General features: G+C 60.3%; 15 protein-coding genes. All 15 read right to left on the reverse strand.

Annotation, left to right across the window (positions count from 1 at the left end; all coding sequences use genetic code 11):
- Positions 1 to 24: 24 nt before the first annotated feature.
- A complete protein-coding gene (gene fliM, locus AB4N64_RS17540; protein ID WP_460117149.1) occupies positions 25 to 993 on the reverse strand; it encodes a flagellar motor switch protein FliM in 969 nt (322 codons plus the stop codon).
- A 9-nt stretch (positions 994 to 1,002) separates the two neighbouring features.
- A complete protein-coding gene (fliL, locus tag AB4N64_RS17545) occupies positions 1,003 to 1,506 on the reverse strand; it encodes a flagellar basal body-associated protein FliL (protein ID WP_460117150.1) in 504 nt (167 codons plus the stop codon).
- 164 nt (positions 1,507 to 1,670) lie between these two features.
- The gene (locus AB4N64_RS17550) at positions 1,671 to 3,053 is read right to left on the reverse strand and encodes a flagellar hook-length control protein FliK (protein WP_460117151.1); all 1,383 of its coding nucleotides are present in this window, start codon (positions 3,051 to 3,053) and stop codon (positions 1,671 to 1,673) included.
- Positions 3,054 to 3,134: 81 nt separating this feature from the next.
- Positions 3,135 to 3,497: an Hpt domain-containing protein gene (locus tag AB4N64_RS17555; protein WP_460117152.1), complete on the reverse strand. Its 363-nt coding sequence runs from the start codon at positions 3,495 to 3,497 to the stop codon at positions 3,135 to 3,137.
- A 30-nt stretch (positions 3,498 to 3,527) separates the two neighbouring features.
- Positions 3,528 to 5,234 carry an ATP-binding SpoIIE family protein phosphatase gene (locus tag AB4N64_RS17560; protein WP_460117153.1) on the reverse strand — a complete coding sequence of 569 codons (1,707 nt, stop codon included), beginning with the start codon at positions 5,232 to 5,234 and terminating at the stop codon, positions 3,528 to 3,530.
- 5 nt (positions 5,235 to 5,239) lie between these two features.
- Positions 5,240 to 5,545: an STAS domain-containing protein gene (locus AB4N64_RS17565; RefSeq protein WP_460117154.1), complete on the reverse strand. Its 306-nt coding sequence runs from the start codon at positions 5,543 to 5,545 to the stop codon at positions 5,240 to 5,242.
- A gap of 137 nt (positions 5,546 to 5,682) precedes the next feature.
- The gene (gene fliJ, locus AB4N64_RS17570; protein WP_460117155.1) at positions 5,683 to 6,132 is read right to left on the reverse strand and encodes a flagellar export protein FliJ; all 450 of its coding nucleotides are present in this window, start codon (positions 6,130 to 6,132) and stop codon (positions 5,683 to 5,685) included.
- Positions 6,133 to 6,138: 6 nt separating this feature from the next.
- Positions 6,139 to 7,497: a flagellar protein export ATPase FliI gene (gene fliI, locus AB4N64_RS17575; protein ID WP_460117156.1), complete on the reverse strand. Its 1,359-nt coding sequence runs from the start codon at positions 7,495 to 7,497 to the stop codon at positions 6,139 to 6,141.
- Positions 7,487 to 8,281 carry a flagellar assembly protein FliH gene (gene fliH, locus AB4N64_RS17580; RefSeq protein ID WP_460117157.1) on the reverse strand — a complete coding sequence of 265 codons (795 nt, stop codon included), beginning with the start codon at positions 8,279 to 8,281 and terminating at the stop codon, positions 7,487 to 7,489. Before fliH ends, fliI begins: the two co-directional genes overlap by 11 nt.
- A 7-nt stretch (positions 8,282 to 8,288) precedes the next feature.
- Positions 8,289 to 9,308: a flagellar motor switch protein FliG gene (gene fliG, locus AB4N64_RS17585; RefSeq protein ID WP_192302130.1), complete on the reverse strand. Its 1,020-nt coding sequence runs from the start codon at positions 9,306 to 9,308 to the stop codon at positions 8,289 to 8,291.
- Positions 9,301 to 11,088 carry a flagellar basal-body MS-ring/collar protein FliF gene (gene fliF, locus AB4N64_RS17590; protein WP_460117158.1) on the reverse strand — a complete coding sequence of 596 codons (1,788 nt, stop codon included), beginning with the start codon at positions 11,086 to 11,088 and terminating at the stop codon, positions 9,301 to 9,303. Before fliF ends, fliG begins: the two co-directional genes overlap by 8 nt.
- Before the next feature lie 15 nt (positions 11,089 to 11,103).
- Positions 11,104 to 11,433, reverse strand: coding sequence for a flagellar hook-basal body complex protein FliE (gene fliE, locus AB4N64_RS17595; RefSeq protein WP_460117159.1), 330 nt, complete (start codon positions 11,431 to 11,433; stop codon positions 11,104 to 11,106).
- A gap of 119 nt (positions 11,434 to 11,552) precedes the next feature.
- The gene (locus AB4N64_RS17600; RefSeq protein WP_460117160.1) at positions 11,553 to 12,938 is read right to left on the reverse strand and encodes a sigma-54-dependent transcriptional regulator; all 1,386 of its coding nucleotides are present in this window, start codon (positions 12,936 to 12,938) and stop codon (positions 11,553 to 11,555) included.
- A gap of 5 nt (positions 12,939 to 12,943) precedes the next feature.
- The gene (locus AB4N64_RS17605) at positions 12,944 to 14,167 is read right to left on the reverse strand and encodes a sensor histidine kinase (protein WP_460117161.1); all 1,224 of its coding nucleotides are present in this window, start codon (positions 14,165 to 14,167) and stop codon (positions 12,944 to 12,946) included.
- Positions 14,168 to 14,277: 110 nt separating this feature from the next.
- A complete protein-coding gene (locus tag AB4N64_RS17610; RefSeq protein ID WP_460117162.1) occupies positions 14,278 to 15,753 on the reverse strand; it encodes a sigma-54 dependent transcriptional regulator in 1,476 nt (491 codons plus the stop codon).
- Positions 15,754 to 15,770: the final 17 nt, after the last annotated feature.

A 15,770-nucleotide genomic window follows, 5' to 3' on the forward strand; every position in this document is an offset into this window, starting at 1 on the left:
ATAGCAAATAGGTGGGAGCGCCGTTTATCGGCGCTCGATCGGCTCGATCACTTGCAACGCGAGGTTGCCCTTATGGGAGCCCATCTTGACCTTGAAGGCCGGCACGCCGTTGGCGCGCATGATCATGTCTTCGGGCATTTCCACCGGGATGATGTCCCCCGGCTGCATGTGCAGAATGTCGCGCAGCTTCAACTGGCGGCGGGCAACCGTGGCGCCGATCGGCACGTCGACATCCAGCACGTCCTGACGCAAGGCATTGACCCAGCGCTCGTCCTGGTCGTCGAGGTCGGACTGGAAGCCGGCATCGAGCATTTCGCGCACCGGCTCGATCATCGAATACGGCATGGTCACGTGCAGGTCGCCGCCACCGCCATCGAGTTCGATGTGGAAGGTTGACACCACGATGGCCTCACTCGGCCCGACGATGTTGGCCATGGCCGGGTTCACTTCCGAGTTGATGTACTCGAAGTTCACTTCCATGATCGCCTGCCAGGCTTCCTTCAAATCGACGAAGGCCTGCTCCAGCACCATGCGCACCACACGCAGTTCGGTCGGGGTGAACTCACGCCCTTCGATCTTTGCGTGGCGGCCGTCGCCGCCGAAGAAGTTGTCCACCAGCTTGAACACCAGCTTGGCGTCGAGAATGAACAACGCGGTGCCGCGCAAGGGCTTGATCTTGACCAGGTTGAGGCTGGTCGGTACGTACAGCGAGTGCACGTATTCGCCGAACTTCATCACCTGCACACCACCGACCGCCACGTCCGCCGAGCGACGCAACATGTTGAACATGCTGATACGCGTGTAGCGGGCAAAACGCTCGTTGATCATTTCCAGGGTCGGCATGCGTCCACGGACGATGCGATCCTGGCTGGTCAGGTCATAGCTTTTGACGCTACCGGGATCGGCAGCGGTATCGGTCTGTACCAGACCATCGTCGACACCATGCAACAGCGCGTCGATCTCATCCTGGGACAGCAGGTCTTGCACGGCCATGTCGTGTTCCTACTGCAGTACGAAATTGGTGAAAAGCAACTGTTCGATGACCACTTTGCCGAGTTCTTTCTGCGCCACTTCCTGGACGCTGGCCGTAGCCTTCTGGCGCAGCATTTCCTGACCGACCGGCGATGCCAGGGTCGCGAAATCCTGCCCGGAGAACAGCATGACGAGGTTGTTGCGGATGACCGGCATGTGCACCTTGAGGGCGTCCAGATCAGCCTGGCTGCGCGCCTGCATGGTGATGCTCACCTGCATGTAGCGCTGGCGACCGTTCTGGTTGTAGTTGGCCACGAAGGCCGGCGCCATCGCCTCGAACACCGCCGCCTGTTTGCCAACCGGGGCGGCATCAACCGGGGCTTGCGGCTTGCTCTGGGCACTGTGCATGAAGTACCAGGTGGCGCCCACCGACAAGCCAATCGCCAGCAGCAAAGCCACCACGCCCGCGATGATCAGCTTGAGTTTGCCTTTGGTTGCGGGGTCTTTTACTGCTGCAGCTTCGCTCTTCGCCATGCCAATAATCCGTCACTATTCGGGGGTTCACAGTCGCACGGATTGGGGAGAGCAAGTGTTATGCCAGAACCTTCCACCGGATAGCACAAACAACTGTAGGAGCGAGCTTGTCGCGACGGTTCGACGCCTCGACAAGCTCGCTCCTACTCGGGTATCACTAGGGGTCAGGCGTAATAATCGACCGCACTGGTGCCAATCACATGGGTCGCCGTTGCGGCGGCTTCGGCGATGCCAGTTGCAAGCTCGTCTTCCGGCGCATCAATTCGCCCACCATTGGACGTCGCGCGCCCGCTCTGGCTTTGTTGAGCCTGCTCCTGCCCCTGCTGCGAACCTCGGGACTGGTCAGAGACGTTGACATCAACCTGGCCCATGCCCTGCTGCGCAAACATATCGCGCAGGCGGTGCATCTGGCCGTCCAGCGCTTCGCGAACGCTTGGATGAGCGCTCATGAACGTCACCTGTGTTTGCTGATCCGGAACCATGTTGACGCGGATATCGAGCCGCCCCAGCTCGGCGGGTTGCAACTGGATGTCGGCCGCCTTGAGATTGGCGCTAGACAGGTACATGACCCGGTTCACAACTTCCTCGGTCCAGCCGTTCTGGTGCATGGCAATCGGCTGATTCACCGGCAACGCGTTGGCGGTTTTCGGCGTAGCAGCCTGGGTCAGCGCCGCCAGACGGTTGGCGAAATCGTCGACGCGGGTATCACTGGTGGCGGACTTCAAGTCCTTGAGCCCGTCACTGATCAGACCGCTGAACGCCTTCTCCCCACCCTGGCTGGTGCTGTCCTTGTCAGCCTGCACGTCGAGCATGCTCGCCATACCGGCGGCGAAGTTCTGCGCCGAGGTCGGCTCACCGTCCGACTGCGCTTGGGCGGACGTCGGTGCAGCCTTGGGCTGTGCCTGACTGGCGGCGGAAATATGGCCACCCTGCTCCATGGCCATGCGCACTGCTGGCAATGCGTCGAGCGGGTCTGCCTCTGGATCGAAATCACTTTCAGCCGCGACCGCAGGCTGCTGCGCAGTCACCACCGCGGCAGCGACAGGCGCTTCAACCTGAGGCTGCACCGTGACCACCACCGGTGCTGCTTGTGGCGCTGGCTCGGTGACCACCGGCAACGCTACCTGCAACAAGGCAGGATCGAGGGTCGGATCAGCCGGCGCGGCGTCAGCGACTGGGGCCTCGGCCGCAGGAGCCGCATTCGTCACGTCATCACTGGCAGCCGTGTCGCCGTTAGCCGCCGGTTTGTCGGCGGGCAAGGATTTGCCGCTATCGGCAACCGTCGGTTCCGGGGCGGCAGACTTCTTGTCGGCGACATCCTTTTTGCTGGCGGTGTCTGCGGTCTTTTCCGGGACCTTGTCCCGAAGCGGTTTCGCCGGGACATCAACCGCAGCGAAGGACTTGTTCTGAGACTGATTGGCGTAGACCTGAGCGAAGCTGGACGCCTTGTCCCCGGTCTCTGCGGTCAGCGCCGATGAATTGGCGGAAGCGGCCTGAGTCTTGGCCTGCGCAGTGGCTTGAAGAAGAATATTGGGGGTAACGGGCATGAAACGGTCTCCGCTGCACTGGAATCGTAGGTACAGTCCCCAGAATGCTGCAAAGGTTGAGCCAGTTTTGACAAACCCGATTTAAAAACGCTGAACGGTCGAATTGAGGGAGCGTCTGCGCTCCGCCTCATAGAGAGGGCGAATAACGGCAAATTCACCATTGATCTCGCCGACCAGTCTCTCGATGCCTTGCAGGGGCTTCTGTTTGCTGCGCTGTTCAAGTTCATGGCACAGCTGTGCCAGACGGGTCGCGCCCATATTGCTGCAACTGCCTTTGAAACTGTGCGCAGTGGCGCCGAGTGCTTCGGCATCACCAGTCTCGTGCAACTGGCTCAGGCGTACTTCGGAATCGGCCAGGAACGTATCGAGCAACGTTGGATACTCTTCGCCCATGACCTCTTGCAACGAGCTGAGGACGTCGCGATTCAGGTGTTTGTCAGCCACTTGTTCACTCCTTGATCAAGAATGCGTGGATTATGCCAGAGCGTCCCAGAAAAACTCCACGCAGGCGGTACGACCATCGTCGGACCAGTTGGCATTACGCCCTAACTGGCGGATCAAACTGACGCCACGACCCGACAAACGGATACCGTCAACCGGACGAGCCATGACTCGCTCCACATCAAACCCCTTGCCACTGTCCTCGACCCGAACGGTCAGACGGCCACCCTCCTCCTTTGGCACCACCTGCAAATGCACCCGAACATAACCTTCCTGCAACGCTTCCAGACGCACATTGCGCTCTTGGTAATAGCGGGCAAATCCGCAGGCGTCGCGCTTGAGACTTGAGTCAAGCCCCAGCACGCCGTGCTCCAGGGCATTGGAGTACAACTCCGCGAGCACGCTGTAGAGCGCTCCGCTCTGGCCGCGCAAACCGTGAACCTCCAGCAGCAATTGCAGCAGGTACGGCAACGGATTAAAGCGCTTGAGGGTAGCGGCACGAAACTCGAAACTCACCGACCAATCCAACGGACAGGACTGGCCACTGTCTGAATAAACGGGTGCCGGCAGTGTCAGTTGAGCCGCTTGCAACAGACTCACTTCGACCATGCTCACGTCATCGCGAGCCTCACCGCGAAAATCCCGCAACGCCTGTTCGATCTCTTCGAACAGGCGTTGCGGATCGCAGTTGGCGGCAAACACTTGCTGCAAACGCTCGACCCCAAACAGGTGTTCGTTGGCGTCACAGGTATCGATGACCCCGTCGGACAACAGGAAGACTCGGTCACCCACGGCCATCGGGTACACCTCGGTCCGGTCATCAAAGGCGTGCGGACTCAGTACGCCAAGCGGCAGATATCGAGACTTCAGCGGCGTGCGCTCGTTGCTGGCAACGCTGTGCAGGTAACCGTCTGGCATCCCGCCATTCCACACTTCCACCGAGCCCCGCTGAAAACTCAGGTTCAGCAGCGTCGCACAACAGAACATGTCGACCGGCAGTATGCGCTTGAGCTTGGCATTCATTTCCCGCAGGGTTTCCGCCAGACCATAGCCCTTGGCAGTCATCCCATAGAAAACTTCCGCCAAAGGCATGGCCCCGACGGCAGCGGGCAAACCATGGCCGGTAAAATCTCCCAGCAATACATGCATGTCGCCGGCCGGGGTGAACGCTGCCAACAGCAAGTCGCCGTTGAACAATGCATAGGGCGATTGCAGATAGCGGATGTTGGGGGCGTTCAGACAACCGGAATGAGCGACCTTGTCGAACACTGCCTTGGCCACGCGTTGCTCGTTGAGCAGATAATCGTGGTGCCTGGCGATCTGGTCGCGCTGCTCCAGTACCGTCGCCTGCAACCGGCGCAAGCGGTCCATCGCCTTGATTTTGGCGGCGAGGATCACCTGGTTGTAGGGTTTTGCCAGAAAGTCGTCACCCCCAGCCTCCAGGCAGCGAGCCAAGGCCTCGCTTTCGCTGAGCGACGTCAGGAAAATGATCGGTACGAGGGTCTCCCCGGCCAGGGCCTTGATCTGCCGCGCAGCTTCAAAGCCATCCATGACTGGCATCATCGCATCCATCAACACCAGTTGTGGTCGCTGCTGACGAAATGCTTCGACTGCTTGCGCGCCGTTCGACGCCGTCAGCACTTCGTGGCCCTGACGGCGGACAATGCTGGACAACAACATGCGATCGGCCGCGCTGTCTTCGGCGATCAGTATCGTCAACGTTTCGAACATCGGCTGCACGACACTCACACCACGTCGAAGATCTGTTCGAAATTGGAGATGGCGAGAATTTTGCGCACATCCGTATTGGCATGGGTCAACCTGATTTCGGCATTCTCGCCACCCGCGTGATCGCGCAGCAACAACAGCATGCCAAGCGCCGAACTGTCGAGGTAGGTGGCGTCTTTCAGGTTCACTTCAAAAAAGTCGGGCTTTGGATGCAAGTGCTCATAGGACTCGCGAAACGCCTGATGCTTGGCGAAATCGAATCGTCCCTTGATCGATATCGTCAGTTTTTGCCCATCGGGAGAGACTTCAGTAACGACTGACATTGGACGGCTTCCTTGTCATTATTGAACAATGTTGTACAAGGTTTAGCACTTGGTGCAGGTGGGGGCAAGGGCTGAGTCTTGGTGTTATCAAGGACGCCTTGGTGGGGGAGCCCGTTCCTACAGGATAAAAACGTGACTCAGTAAGGATGCTCTCGCGGCAACCGCTGGGACAACTCATCCAACAGTTTCTGCTCGCGCTTGTCTTCCAGTTGCCGGGCTTCATCGGCGTAGCGCTGCACCAGCTTGCGCAAGCCCTCGACCCGAGCGTAGGCCTGTTGCCAGGTTTCCCGAGCCTTGTTCAGATTGTTCTGATGCCAGGCCAGGCTTTGGCGCTGCTGGTCTATCGCCACGCCCAGTTGCGCCAGAAAGCCCTGATAACCGAGCAACCATTGGCCCGAAACACCACTGCTGCCACGAATGATCCATTGCTCCTGATAATCGAGACGGAAGGCCTCGAGGTCAGCGAGCTTGCTCTCGGCCAAACGCACCTGGCCTTGAAAATGCCCCAGACGCTGGACGGCCGTTTTCTCCTCTTTCTCGGCCATTTCGACCACGGGCGCCAGGCGCCCAGCCCGACTCTGTGCCATGACCGATTAACCGCCCGCCGCAGGCGCGAAGATCGAGCCGAGGTAGGCTTCGCTCTCACCCAGGCTGATGCTGTCGTTGAGCCCTTGGCGCAGGTATTTGACCAATTGTGGCTGCAGGGAAATCGCCAGGTCGGTTTCCCGGTCACCACCGGCGACGTAGGCGCCGACGCTGATCAGGTCGCGACTTTGCTGATAACGCGACCACAGTTGCTTGAAATACTGCGCGCGGGTCATGTGTTCCGGCGACACCACCGACGGCATCACCCGGCTGATGGACGCTTCGATATCGATGGCCGGGTAATGCCCTTCCTCCGCCAAGCGCCGGGACAGGACGATGTGGCCGTCGAGCACGCCCCGCGCCGAGTCGGCGATCGGGTCCTGCTGGTCATCGCCTTCGGACAATACCGTGTAGAACGCAGTGATCGAGCCACCACCCTTCTCGGCATTACCGGCGCGCTCCACCAGTTTGGGCAATTTGGCGAACACCGAGGGTGGGTACCCCTTGGTCGCGGGCGGTTCGCCGATGGCCAGGGCAATTTCCCGCTGGGCCTGGGCGAAACGGGTCAGCGAGTCCATGAGCAACAGGACATTCTTGCCCTTGTCACGAAAGTATTCGGCGATCCGCGTGCAATACATGGCTGCACGCATGCGCATCAGCGGCGCATCGTCCGCCGGAGACGCCACCACTACCGAGCGCTTGAGGCCTTCTTCACCGAGAATGTGCTCGATGAACTCCTTGACCTCACGACCCCGCTCACCGATCAACCCGACGACAATGATGTCGGCCTCGGTGAAGCGCGTCATCATGCCCAGCAGCACACTCTTGCCCACGCCCGTACCGGCGAACAGACCGAGACGCTGGCCGCGACCGACGGTCAACAAACCGTTGATGGAACGAATGCCCACGTCCAGCGGTTCGCTGATCGGATGACGCTTGAGCGGGTTGATCGTCGGGCCGTCCATCGGCACCCAGTCTTCGGCCTTCATGCCGCCCTTGCCGTCCAGCGCACGGCCGGCGCCGTCGAGCACCCGCCCCAGCATGCTCATACCCATCGGTAGACGACCGGTATCCGCCAGCGGTACCACACGTGCGCCGGGTGCAATGCCGGCTACGCTGCCGACGGGCATCAGGAAGACCTTGCTGCCGGAGAAGCCCATGACCTCGGCTTCAACCTGCACCGGATGATAACTGTCATCGTTGATGACCATGCAGCGGCTGCCCATGGCGGCGCGCAAGCCCTCGGCTTCGAGGGTCAGCCCGACCATGCGAAGTAGACGGCCTTCAAGAATTGGCGCGCCAGCCAGCTCCGTGGCCTCGGCGTAACTGCCCAGGCGCTTGGCGAAGCTGGTACGGTCAAGGCGCATCGGGTTCTTCCGGCCCAGGTTCAGGCACTGGCGTGATCGGCAACTCCAGGCTCAGATCCGGCGTGGCGGGATGCAAGGCTTGGTCATGCAACTGATCGAACAGTTTGTCCATGACCCTGGCAACGCGGGTTTCGATGGTGGCATCGATACGACTGTGCTCGGTCTCGACGCGGCAACCACCCGGCAGCAAGGCTTCGTCCTCGACGATGCGCCAGGTTTCCTCATGGCGCTCGCGCAGGGCCTTAACCTGTTCGAAGTCCTGCGGATTGATGTACAGCCGCACATTGTTCACGCCCAGGGGCAACAGCTTGAGGGCATCACGCATGACGTGTTCGATCTGCGTGGAGTCTATGGCCAGTTCGCGCTGAATCACCTGACGGGCGATGTGCTGCACGAGGTCGACCAGGGACTTTTCGATCTGCGTGTCCTGTTCGGCAATCGGCTCGAACAAATTGACCATCAGTTGTTCCAGCGCCGCGATCTTCGGCGTCAGGGCCGCCTCGGCCTCCTGACGGACCTTGAGCGTGGTGCTGTGAAAACCCTCTTTTTCGCCAGTCGCAAAGCCTTCGTTGTAAGCCTCTTGGCGAATGGCTTCGAGCTCCTCGAGCGTCAGTGGCTGGACTTCTTCCAGCGGCACCTCCTCGACTTCGGGCGGTTCTGGCTCCGGCTCGGGTTCCGGCTCCGGTACATGCGGGTCGAAACTGGGCAACGACCAGACATCAAAACCACCGACATCCTTGGCACGGATCAGGTCGGTGTTGGACTCATCATGTTTGGACGACATAGTGAACTTAGATCATCTCTTCGCCGCCCTTCCCGCCGAGAACGATTTCTCCGGCTTCGGCCATACGGCGAGCAATGGTGAGGATTTCCTTCTGTGCAGTTTCCACGTCGCTGACGCGCACCGGGCCCTTGGCCTCCAGGTCGTCGCGCAGCAGTTCGGCAGCACGCTTGGACATGTTCTTGAAGATCTTTTCCTTGACGCCTTCGTCCGAGCCCTTGAGGGCGAGGACCAGTACGTCGGAAGACACCTCGCGCAGCAATGCCTGAATACCGCGGTCATCGACATCGGCCAGGTTGTTGAACACGAACATGAGGTCTTCGATCTGACCGGACAGGTCTTCGTCGACTTCGCGGATCGAGTCCATGAGCTGGCCTTCGATCGAGCTGTCGAGGAAGTTCATGATGTCCGCCGCGCGCTTGATGCCACCCAGGGTGGTGCGCGAGGCATTCGAGTTGCCGGAGAACTGTTTCTCGAGAATCTGGTTGAGTTCCTTCAAGGCGGCCGGCTGCACGGTATTGAGCGAGGAAACTCGCAGAATGATGTCCAGACGCACCTTGTGATCGAAGTTACCCAGCACTTCACCGGCCTGGTCCGGGTCGAGGTACGCCACCACGATCGCCTGGATCTGCGGGTGCTCGTAACGGATCACGTCGGCGACGGCTCGCGGTTCCATCCACTTCAGGCTGTCGAGACCACTGGTGTTGCCGCCCAGCAGGATGCGGTCAATCAGGCCGTTGGCCTTGTCTTCACCCAGGGCCTGGGTGAGCATTTTGCGCACGTAGTCGTCGGAACCGACGCCCAGGCTGGTCTGGTCGCCGACGATGTCGACGAATTCGCTCATGACCTGCTCGACCTGCTCGCGATGCACGTTCCCCATCTGCGCCATGGCCACACCAACGCGCTGAACTTCTTTGGGGCCCATATGGCGCAATACTTGGGCAGCGTCGGTAGAGCCCAGGGACAGCAGCAGAATCGCGGCTTTGTCGACCCGGGTCAGTTTGGCGGCAACGGCTCGGTTATCACTCATCTGCGTTAATCCACTCTTTCACGACCTGGGCCACACGGCCCGGGTCTTCTGCCACCAAACTCTTGATTGCGTTCAATTGTGCGTCATAGCCTTCGCTCGGGCTCGGCAGCAGGATACTGGTCGGGCCGCCGAGGCTGACGCGATCGTTGCCCAGTTCGCCATCCAGGCCGCCCATGCCGCCGAGTTCCACGTCGCTGCCGATGCCGGCCAGTTGCTTGCCCTTGCCACCACCGGTGATGTTGTTGAGCACCGGGCGCAGTACGCCGAACACCAGCACCAGGATGAACAACACACCCAGCACCTGTTTGACGATGTCCCAGAACCAAGGCTGAGAGTAGAAAGGAATATCGGCGACCACTTCACCGCGATCAGCCGAAAACGGCATGTTGATCACGCTGACGCTGTCACCACGACTGGCATCGAAGCCGACGGCATCCTGGACCAGACGGGTGAAGCGCGCCAATTCGTCGGCGGTCCACGGCGCACGGGTGGTTTCGCCGTTGGCCGCGTTGACCTTGACCTGATCGTCCACGACCACCGACACCGAGAGGCGATTCAAGCGGCCCTGTTGCTGCTTGGTATGGCTGATGGAACGGTCGAGCTCGAAGTTCTTGGTCGACTGTTGACGCTTGTCCGCCGGGTACGGCGCCAGCATTGGCTGACCGGTCGCAGGATCCATGATTTGCTGACCGTTGGCGTCCAGCAAAGGCTGACCTGGCTGCACCATGCCCGCCTGGGCAGTCGCCCCGCCCGTGGTCTGAGGCGCGGAAGCCGGTGCCGGTGGCTGGTTGCTCAGGGCACCCGGCACACCTTGTGGGCCATTGCTGGCGGTGCGTTGTTCGTTGACCGACTGCTCGCTGCGAAGCGCCGGCTGGTCGGGGTTGAATTGCTCGGAAGTGGATTCGACAGCACTGAAGTCCACGTCGGCCGACACTTCGGCCTTGTAACGATCGTTACCCAGGACCGGTTGCAGGATGTTATGCACACGCTGGGTCAGCATGCTTTCCATCCGGCGACTGTAATCGAATTGCTTGCCGGCCATGGTCAGCTCGGAGTTTTCCGCCTGATCCGAGAGCAGGTTGCCTTTCTGGTCGACCACCGTGATCTGCGACTTGCTCAACTCAGGAACGCTGGTCGCCACCAGATTGACGATGGCCAGGACCTGACCAGGCTCCAGGGAGCGGCCCGAATACAGTTCGACCAGAACCGAAGCACTGGGCTTGCGCTCATCGCGCACGAACACCGAACTTTTCGGGATCGCCAGGTGCACACGGGCACCCTTGACGTTGTTCAGGCTGGAGATGGTCCGCGCCAGCTCACCTTCCAGGCCGCGACGATAACGGGTCGCTTCCATGAACTGACTGGTGCCAAGGCCCTGTTCCTTGTCGAGAATCTCGAAGCCGATGTTACCGTCGCCGGTGGTGACACCCGCAGCCGCGAGTTTCAAACGTGCACGCGAAACGTCATCGGCCTTGACCAGCAAGGCACCGGAGTTCGGCTCCACGGTGTAGGGAATGTCGGCGGCCGCCAGGGTGTCCATGACCTGCTTGGCATCCATACCGGCAAGGCTGCCGTACAGAGGCCGATAATCCGGCTGCTGGGACCACAACACCACGGCGAAGCCAATCGCCACGCTCGCAGCCAGGCCGACCAACAGGCCCACCTGACGCAACATGGTCATCTCGGAGAGGTTTTCCAGGAAGGACAAGCCGAACAGCGGCGGTTTGCCGTCTATCGGAGTGGCCTTGGCCGGAACGTTATCGGCGACTGCTTCTGCCATGACTCAATCTCGTCCTTAAACCGGCATCTGCATGATGTCTTGATAGGCTTGAACCAGCTTGTTACGCACTTGGGTCAAGGCTTGGAAAGACACGCTGGCCTTTTGCGAGGCGATCATCACGTCCGTCAAATCGACGCCGCTCTTGCCGATTTCAAAAGCCGTGGCCAACTGGCTGGAGGCCTGTTGGGTATCGTTCACTTTATTGACGGCCTGACCGAGCATGTCGGAAAAACTGCTGCCACTCATTTCAGGGACGGCGGCAGTCGATTTCTGCGCAGACATGGCGTCCATTTGCATGGCGCGCATATCCAGCATCAATCGATTAAATTCAATACCTTGGCTCATGTTCTACTCTCAATGGCGGCACGCGTTTTTTTGACACTCGCTCAGCGATACCAAGGTGTTAGCAACAAGGGTGCCAGCTCCGGGGGAACTTCAACAAATCCCCTACCCGACGGCAATTCTCAACTGGCGAACAGATAGGCCTCGACATCCATCCCGGCGTCCCGCATCTGCGCCAGCTTGTACCGCAGGGTGCGAGGGCTGATACCCAAACGCTCGGCAGCCTCCTTGCGGCGCCCGCGCTCGGCGCGCAGCGTGTCGATGATCATCTGGAACTCTCGACGGCGCAGATCATCCTCCAGCGCCCCCGCCGACTCTGCATCGACCTCCACCGCACGCACCGGCGATGGCGCTGCGGCCGACAACGGTGCACAGGCGACAGGCCCGGCAAGACAGAAATCCTGGGGCTGGATCAACCCACCTTGCTGCAGAATCAATGCACGCTGTATCGCGTTATCCAACTCGCGCACGTTACCCGGCCACGGGTACCCCACCAGACACGCCCGGGCCTCAGGCGACAGTCTTGCAGCAGCGTGCTTCATTTTATTGACGTGCTTGACCAGAAGACGCTCGGCCAACGGCAGGATATCGGCGGTACGCTCACGGAGCGGACGCCAGGCCAGCGGAAATACCGAAAGACGATAATAGAGATCTTCACGGAACCGCCCTGCCGCGACTTCCCCGGCCAGATCGCGGTTGGTGGTCGCCACTACACGAATGTCCAGCGTGATGGGCTTGCGCGCCCCCACTCGCTCGACTTCTCGCTCCTGTAATACGCGCAGCAACTTGGCCTGGAGCCCCAAGGGCATTTCCGAAATCTCGTCGAGCAGGATGGTCCCGCCGTCTGCCTGCTCGAACTTGCCGGCCTGCGCCGCGATGGCGCCGGTAAACGATCCCTTTTCGTGACCGAACAGCGTCGCCTCGAGCATGTTGTCAGGGATCGCCGCACAGTTGATCGCAATGAACGGCTGGCTCCCTCGATGGGAGTGCTGATGAATGTAGCGCGCCAACACTTCCTTGCCGGTGCCGGACTCGCCGGAAATCAACACCGTGGAATCACTGCGTGCCACCCTCGCGGCCAGTTCGAGCAATTGTGCACTGGCCGGCTCAACGGCGATCGGGCCTTCGCTATCACCCGCCCCGACATTACCCAAGGCATGACGACTGACCAGATCCAGCAATGCCTTGGGCTCAAACGGCTTGACCAGATAATCCACCGCCCCCTGGCGCATAGCATCCACCGCACGCTCCACCGCGCCGTGCGCGGTCATCAGCAACACCGGTAATTGCGGCTGGCGCGTTCGAAGCATGCCCAGCAACTGGTGCCCATCCATGCCCGGCATGTTCACGTCGCTAAGCACCAGGCTGAAGGCTTCTCCTCCTACAGCATCCAGGGCTTCTTCAGCCGAACCGACTGCCTTGAAGTCATGTCCGGCCAGCAACAATGTATCGGCCAACGCTTCGCGCAATGCGCGGTCGTCCTCGACCAGTAAAACCTTGATAGCCATATCCTTCACTCCGCTTCCAGAGCGCTGAGCCTTTCACCGGAAAAAAGTGGCAGGACAACCTGCGCACAAGTGCCCCGACCGGGTCGCGAGCGCAGGTGCAACTCTCCCTGATGTGCACGGGCCACCGCCTTGACCACAGTCAGGCCCAGGCCCGTTCCGGTCGCCTTAGTGGTAAAAAAAGGCTCGCCCAGACGTGCCAGCACCTGGGCATCGATGCCGCTGCCACTGTCGCTGACTGACACCCGCAAAGTGTTGTCGCGGGCATAGAGATGGACTTTGAGGCGTACATCGCCAGCACTGGCCTGGACGGCGTTCTCGATCAGATTCAGCAGCGCACCGACCAGGGTGTCGCGATTGCACAGCAACTCCCCCACATGGCTGTCGCACTGCCAGCGAATCGCGAGGCCCTGGACATGCGCCGAAGCTGCCGACTGAAGTGACTGCATCAACACCTTCGGCGTGACACGATCGGTCAGCGGCAGTTCGCCGCGCGCAAACACCAGCATGTCGCGCACTTGATGCTCAAGTTCATGCAGTCGTTCCTTCAGGCGCCCGGCGAAACGCTGCTGCGTGGCGGCCGGCAACTCTTGCTCGGTGAGATGACTGGCGTAGAGCAGTGCGGCAGACAACGGCGTGCGAATCTGGTGGGCAAGCGACGCGACCATCCGACCGAGGGACGAAAGGCGCTCGTGGCGGGCCAACTGACCTTGCAGATGACGGGTTTCAGTCAGGTCATTGAGCAGCACCAACTGGCCCGGCTCGGCATCCAGCGAGCGGGTCGCGATCGACAGGCGTCGACCGTCCTTCAGAGAAATTTCATGACCGTCGTCTTCGCGTGGGGCAAAGCAACGGGCAATGACGTGGCGCCACAACTCACCTTCCAGGGGCAAGCCGAGTAATTCACAAGCGGCGGGATTGGCTTCGCGCACGATGCCTTGCGCGTCAATGACGATCACGCCACCGGGCAGCAGGTCGAGGAGGTTTTGCAGACGATTGGCCAGGCGTTCCTTTTCCGCCAGCTCCTGCATACGCTGGGCACTGACCACTGCCAGCTCACCCTTGAGTTCCGTGACCCGGGCTTCCAGCAGACTGTAGGAATCGGTCAGTTGGCTGGACATCTGGCTGAACAGCGCAAATGCCTGTTCAAGGCCTTGACGACTGGCCTGCTCTACGGAGGACGGGTGCCCCGAAGCGTCAGGGACAGGAGACATCTGGGCGGCTTGGGGCATCGTGCTCTCTCGCTTGGCTGACCGTCAGTGAAACGGAACGTTGCGAGGGACTTAGCAATACCCGTGCCTAAAAAAAACCGCTTTAAAATGAATGACTTGAAAAACGGGCGTCAATCATCCGCCTGTTCATCACCTTCACGGCGGCTCATGCCGTACTTGCGCATCTTCTCGACCAGCGTGGTTCGACGAATGCGCAGGCGCTCGGCAGCACGCGCGACGATACCGTTTGCGTCGTCCAGCGCCTGCTGAATCAGGCCCTGCTCCAGACCTCCGAGGTAGTCCTTGAGGTCGAGGCCTTCCGGCGGCAGCATGGCGCCGGCAGCGAAGTCCGGGGTATGGCCATTGATCGCCACACGCTCTTCCAAGTCGCTGCGCAGGCTGTCGACCAATTGCTCGTCTTCATCGTCGACGTAGCGGAATTTCTTCGGCAACTCGACCACGCCGATCACCCCATACGGGTGCATGATCGCCATGCGTTCCACCAGGTTGGCCAACTCTCGGACGTTGCCCGGCCAGCCGTGACGGCACAGCGACATGATCGCCGCAGAATTGAAACGGATCGAACCGCGCTTCTCGTGCTCCATCCGCGAGATCAACTCGTTCATGAGCAGCGGGATGTCTTCAACACGCTCACGCAGCGGTGCCATCTCGATCGGGAACACGTTCAGGCGATAGTAGAGGTCTTCGCGGAAGGAGCCGACCTCGATCATGCTTTCCAGATTCTTGTGGGTCGCCGCGATGATACGTACGTCGACGCTCTGGGTCTTGTTGCTGCCCACGCGCTCGAAGGTGCGCTCCTGCAAAACGCGAAGCAGCTTGACCTGCATCGGCAGCGGCATGTCGCCGATTTCGTCGAGAAACAGCGTGCCGCCATTGGCCAGTTCAAAACGCCCGGCGCGGCTGGTGATGGCGCCGGTGAAGGCGCCCTTCTCATGACCGAACAATTCGCTTTCCAGCAACTCGGCCGGGATCGCCCCGCAGTTGACGGGCACGAAAGGCGCTTCACGACGCTTGGAATGGTAGTGGAGGTTGCGTGCGACCACTTCCTTGCCCGTGCCGGACTCGCCGAGAATCAACACGCTGGCGTCGGTGTCGGCAACCTGCTGCATCATTTGGCGGACATGTTGAATCGCCCGGCTGGTGCCGACGAGGCTGCGGAAAAGATTGGGTTCGCGTTGACGACCGCGCTCACGGGCCTGGTCGTACATCTCGCGATAGACCTGCGCACGGTGCAGTGAATCGAGCAATTTGCTGTAGCTGGGCGGCATTTCAAGGGTCGAAAGCACTCGGCGACGCTGGTCTTCCGGCAGGTCGATGGAAGAATTATCGCCCATCAACAAAATTGGAAGGAACTCATCCCAGGTTGAGAGTGTCTTTAACAAGCCCGGAAGTGCGCCCGGGGCGTTGACCGTGCCAATGAGGACACAGATCACTTCACGACTTGATGACAAAGAGCCGACAGCCTGCTGCCAGTCATGGCTACCGCAGGGTAAATTTTCTTCGCCGAGAAAATTTAAGATCACCGCCATATCGCGGCGGCGGACGCTATCGTCATCGATCAGCAGAATTTTAGTTTCACGCCACATGCAATAGCAACTTCCCT

The sequence above is a fragment of the Pseudomonas sp. S2_C03 genome (assembly GCF_054668405.1).

Coding starts and splice junctions, on each gene's coding strand:
- fliM (WP_460117149.1), bottom strand. CDS start 993: ATGGCCGTGCAAGACCTGCTGTCCCAGGATGAGATCGACGCGCTGTTG.
- fliL (WP_460117150.1), bottom strand. CDS start 1,506: ATGGCGAAGAGCGAAGCTGCAGCAGTAAAAGACCCCGCAACCAAAGGC.
- AB4N64_RS17550 (WP_460117151.1), bottom strand. CDS start 3,053: ATGCCCGTTACCCCCAATATTCTTCTTCAAGCCACTGCGCAGGCCAAG.
- AB4N64_RS17565 (WP_460117154.1), bottom strand. CDS start 5,545: ATGTCAGTCGTTACTGAAGTCTCTCCCGATGGGCAAAAACTGACGATA.
- fliJ (WP_460117155.1), bottom strand. CDS start 6,132: ATGGCACAGAGTCGGGCTGGGCGCCTGGCGCCCGTGGTCGAAATGGCC.
- fliI (WP_460117156.1), bottom strand. CDS start 7,497: ATGCGCCTTGACCGTACCAGCTTCGCCAAGCGCCTGGGCAGTTACGCC.
- fliH (WP_460117157.1), bottom strand. CDS start 8,281: ATGTCGTCCAAACATGATGAGTCCAACACCGACCTGATCCGTGCCAAG.
- fliG (WP_192302130.1), bottom strand. CDS start 9,308: ATGAGTGATAACCGAGCCGTTGCCGCCAAACTGACCCGGGTCGACAAA.
- fliF (WP_460117158.1), bottom strand. CDS start 11,088: ATGGCAGAAGCAGTCGCCGATAACGTTCCGGCCAAGGCCACTCCGATA.
- fliE (WP_460117159.1), bottom strand. CDS start 11,433: ATGAGCCAAGGTATTGAATTTAATCGATTGATGCTGGATATGCGCGCC.
- AB4N64_RS17600 (WP_460117160.1), bottom strand. CDS start 12,938: ATGGCTATCAAGGTTTTACTGGTCGAGGACGACCGCGCATTGCGCGAA.
- AB4N64_RS17605 (WP_460117161.1), bottom strand. CDS start 14,167: ATGCCCCAAGCCGCCCAGATGTCTCCTGTCCCTGACGCTTCGGGGCAC.
- AB4N64_RS17610 (WP_460117162.1), bottom strand. CDS start 15,753: ATGTGGCGTGAAACTAAAATTCTGCTGATCGATGACGATAGCGTCCGC.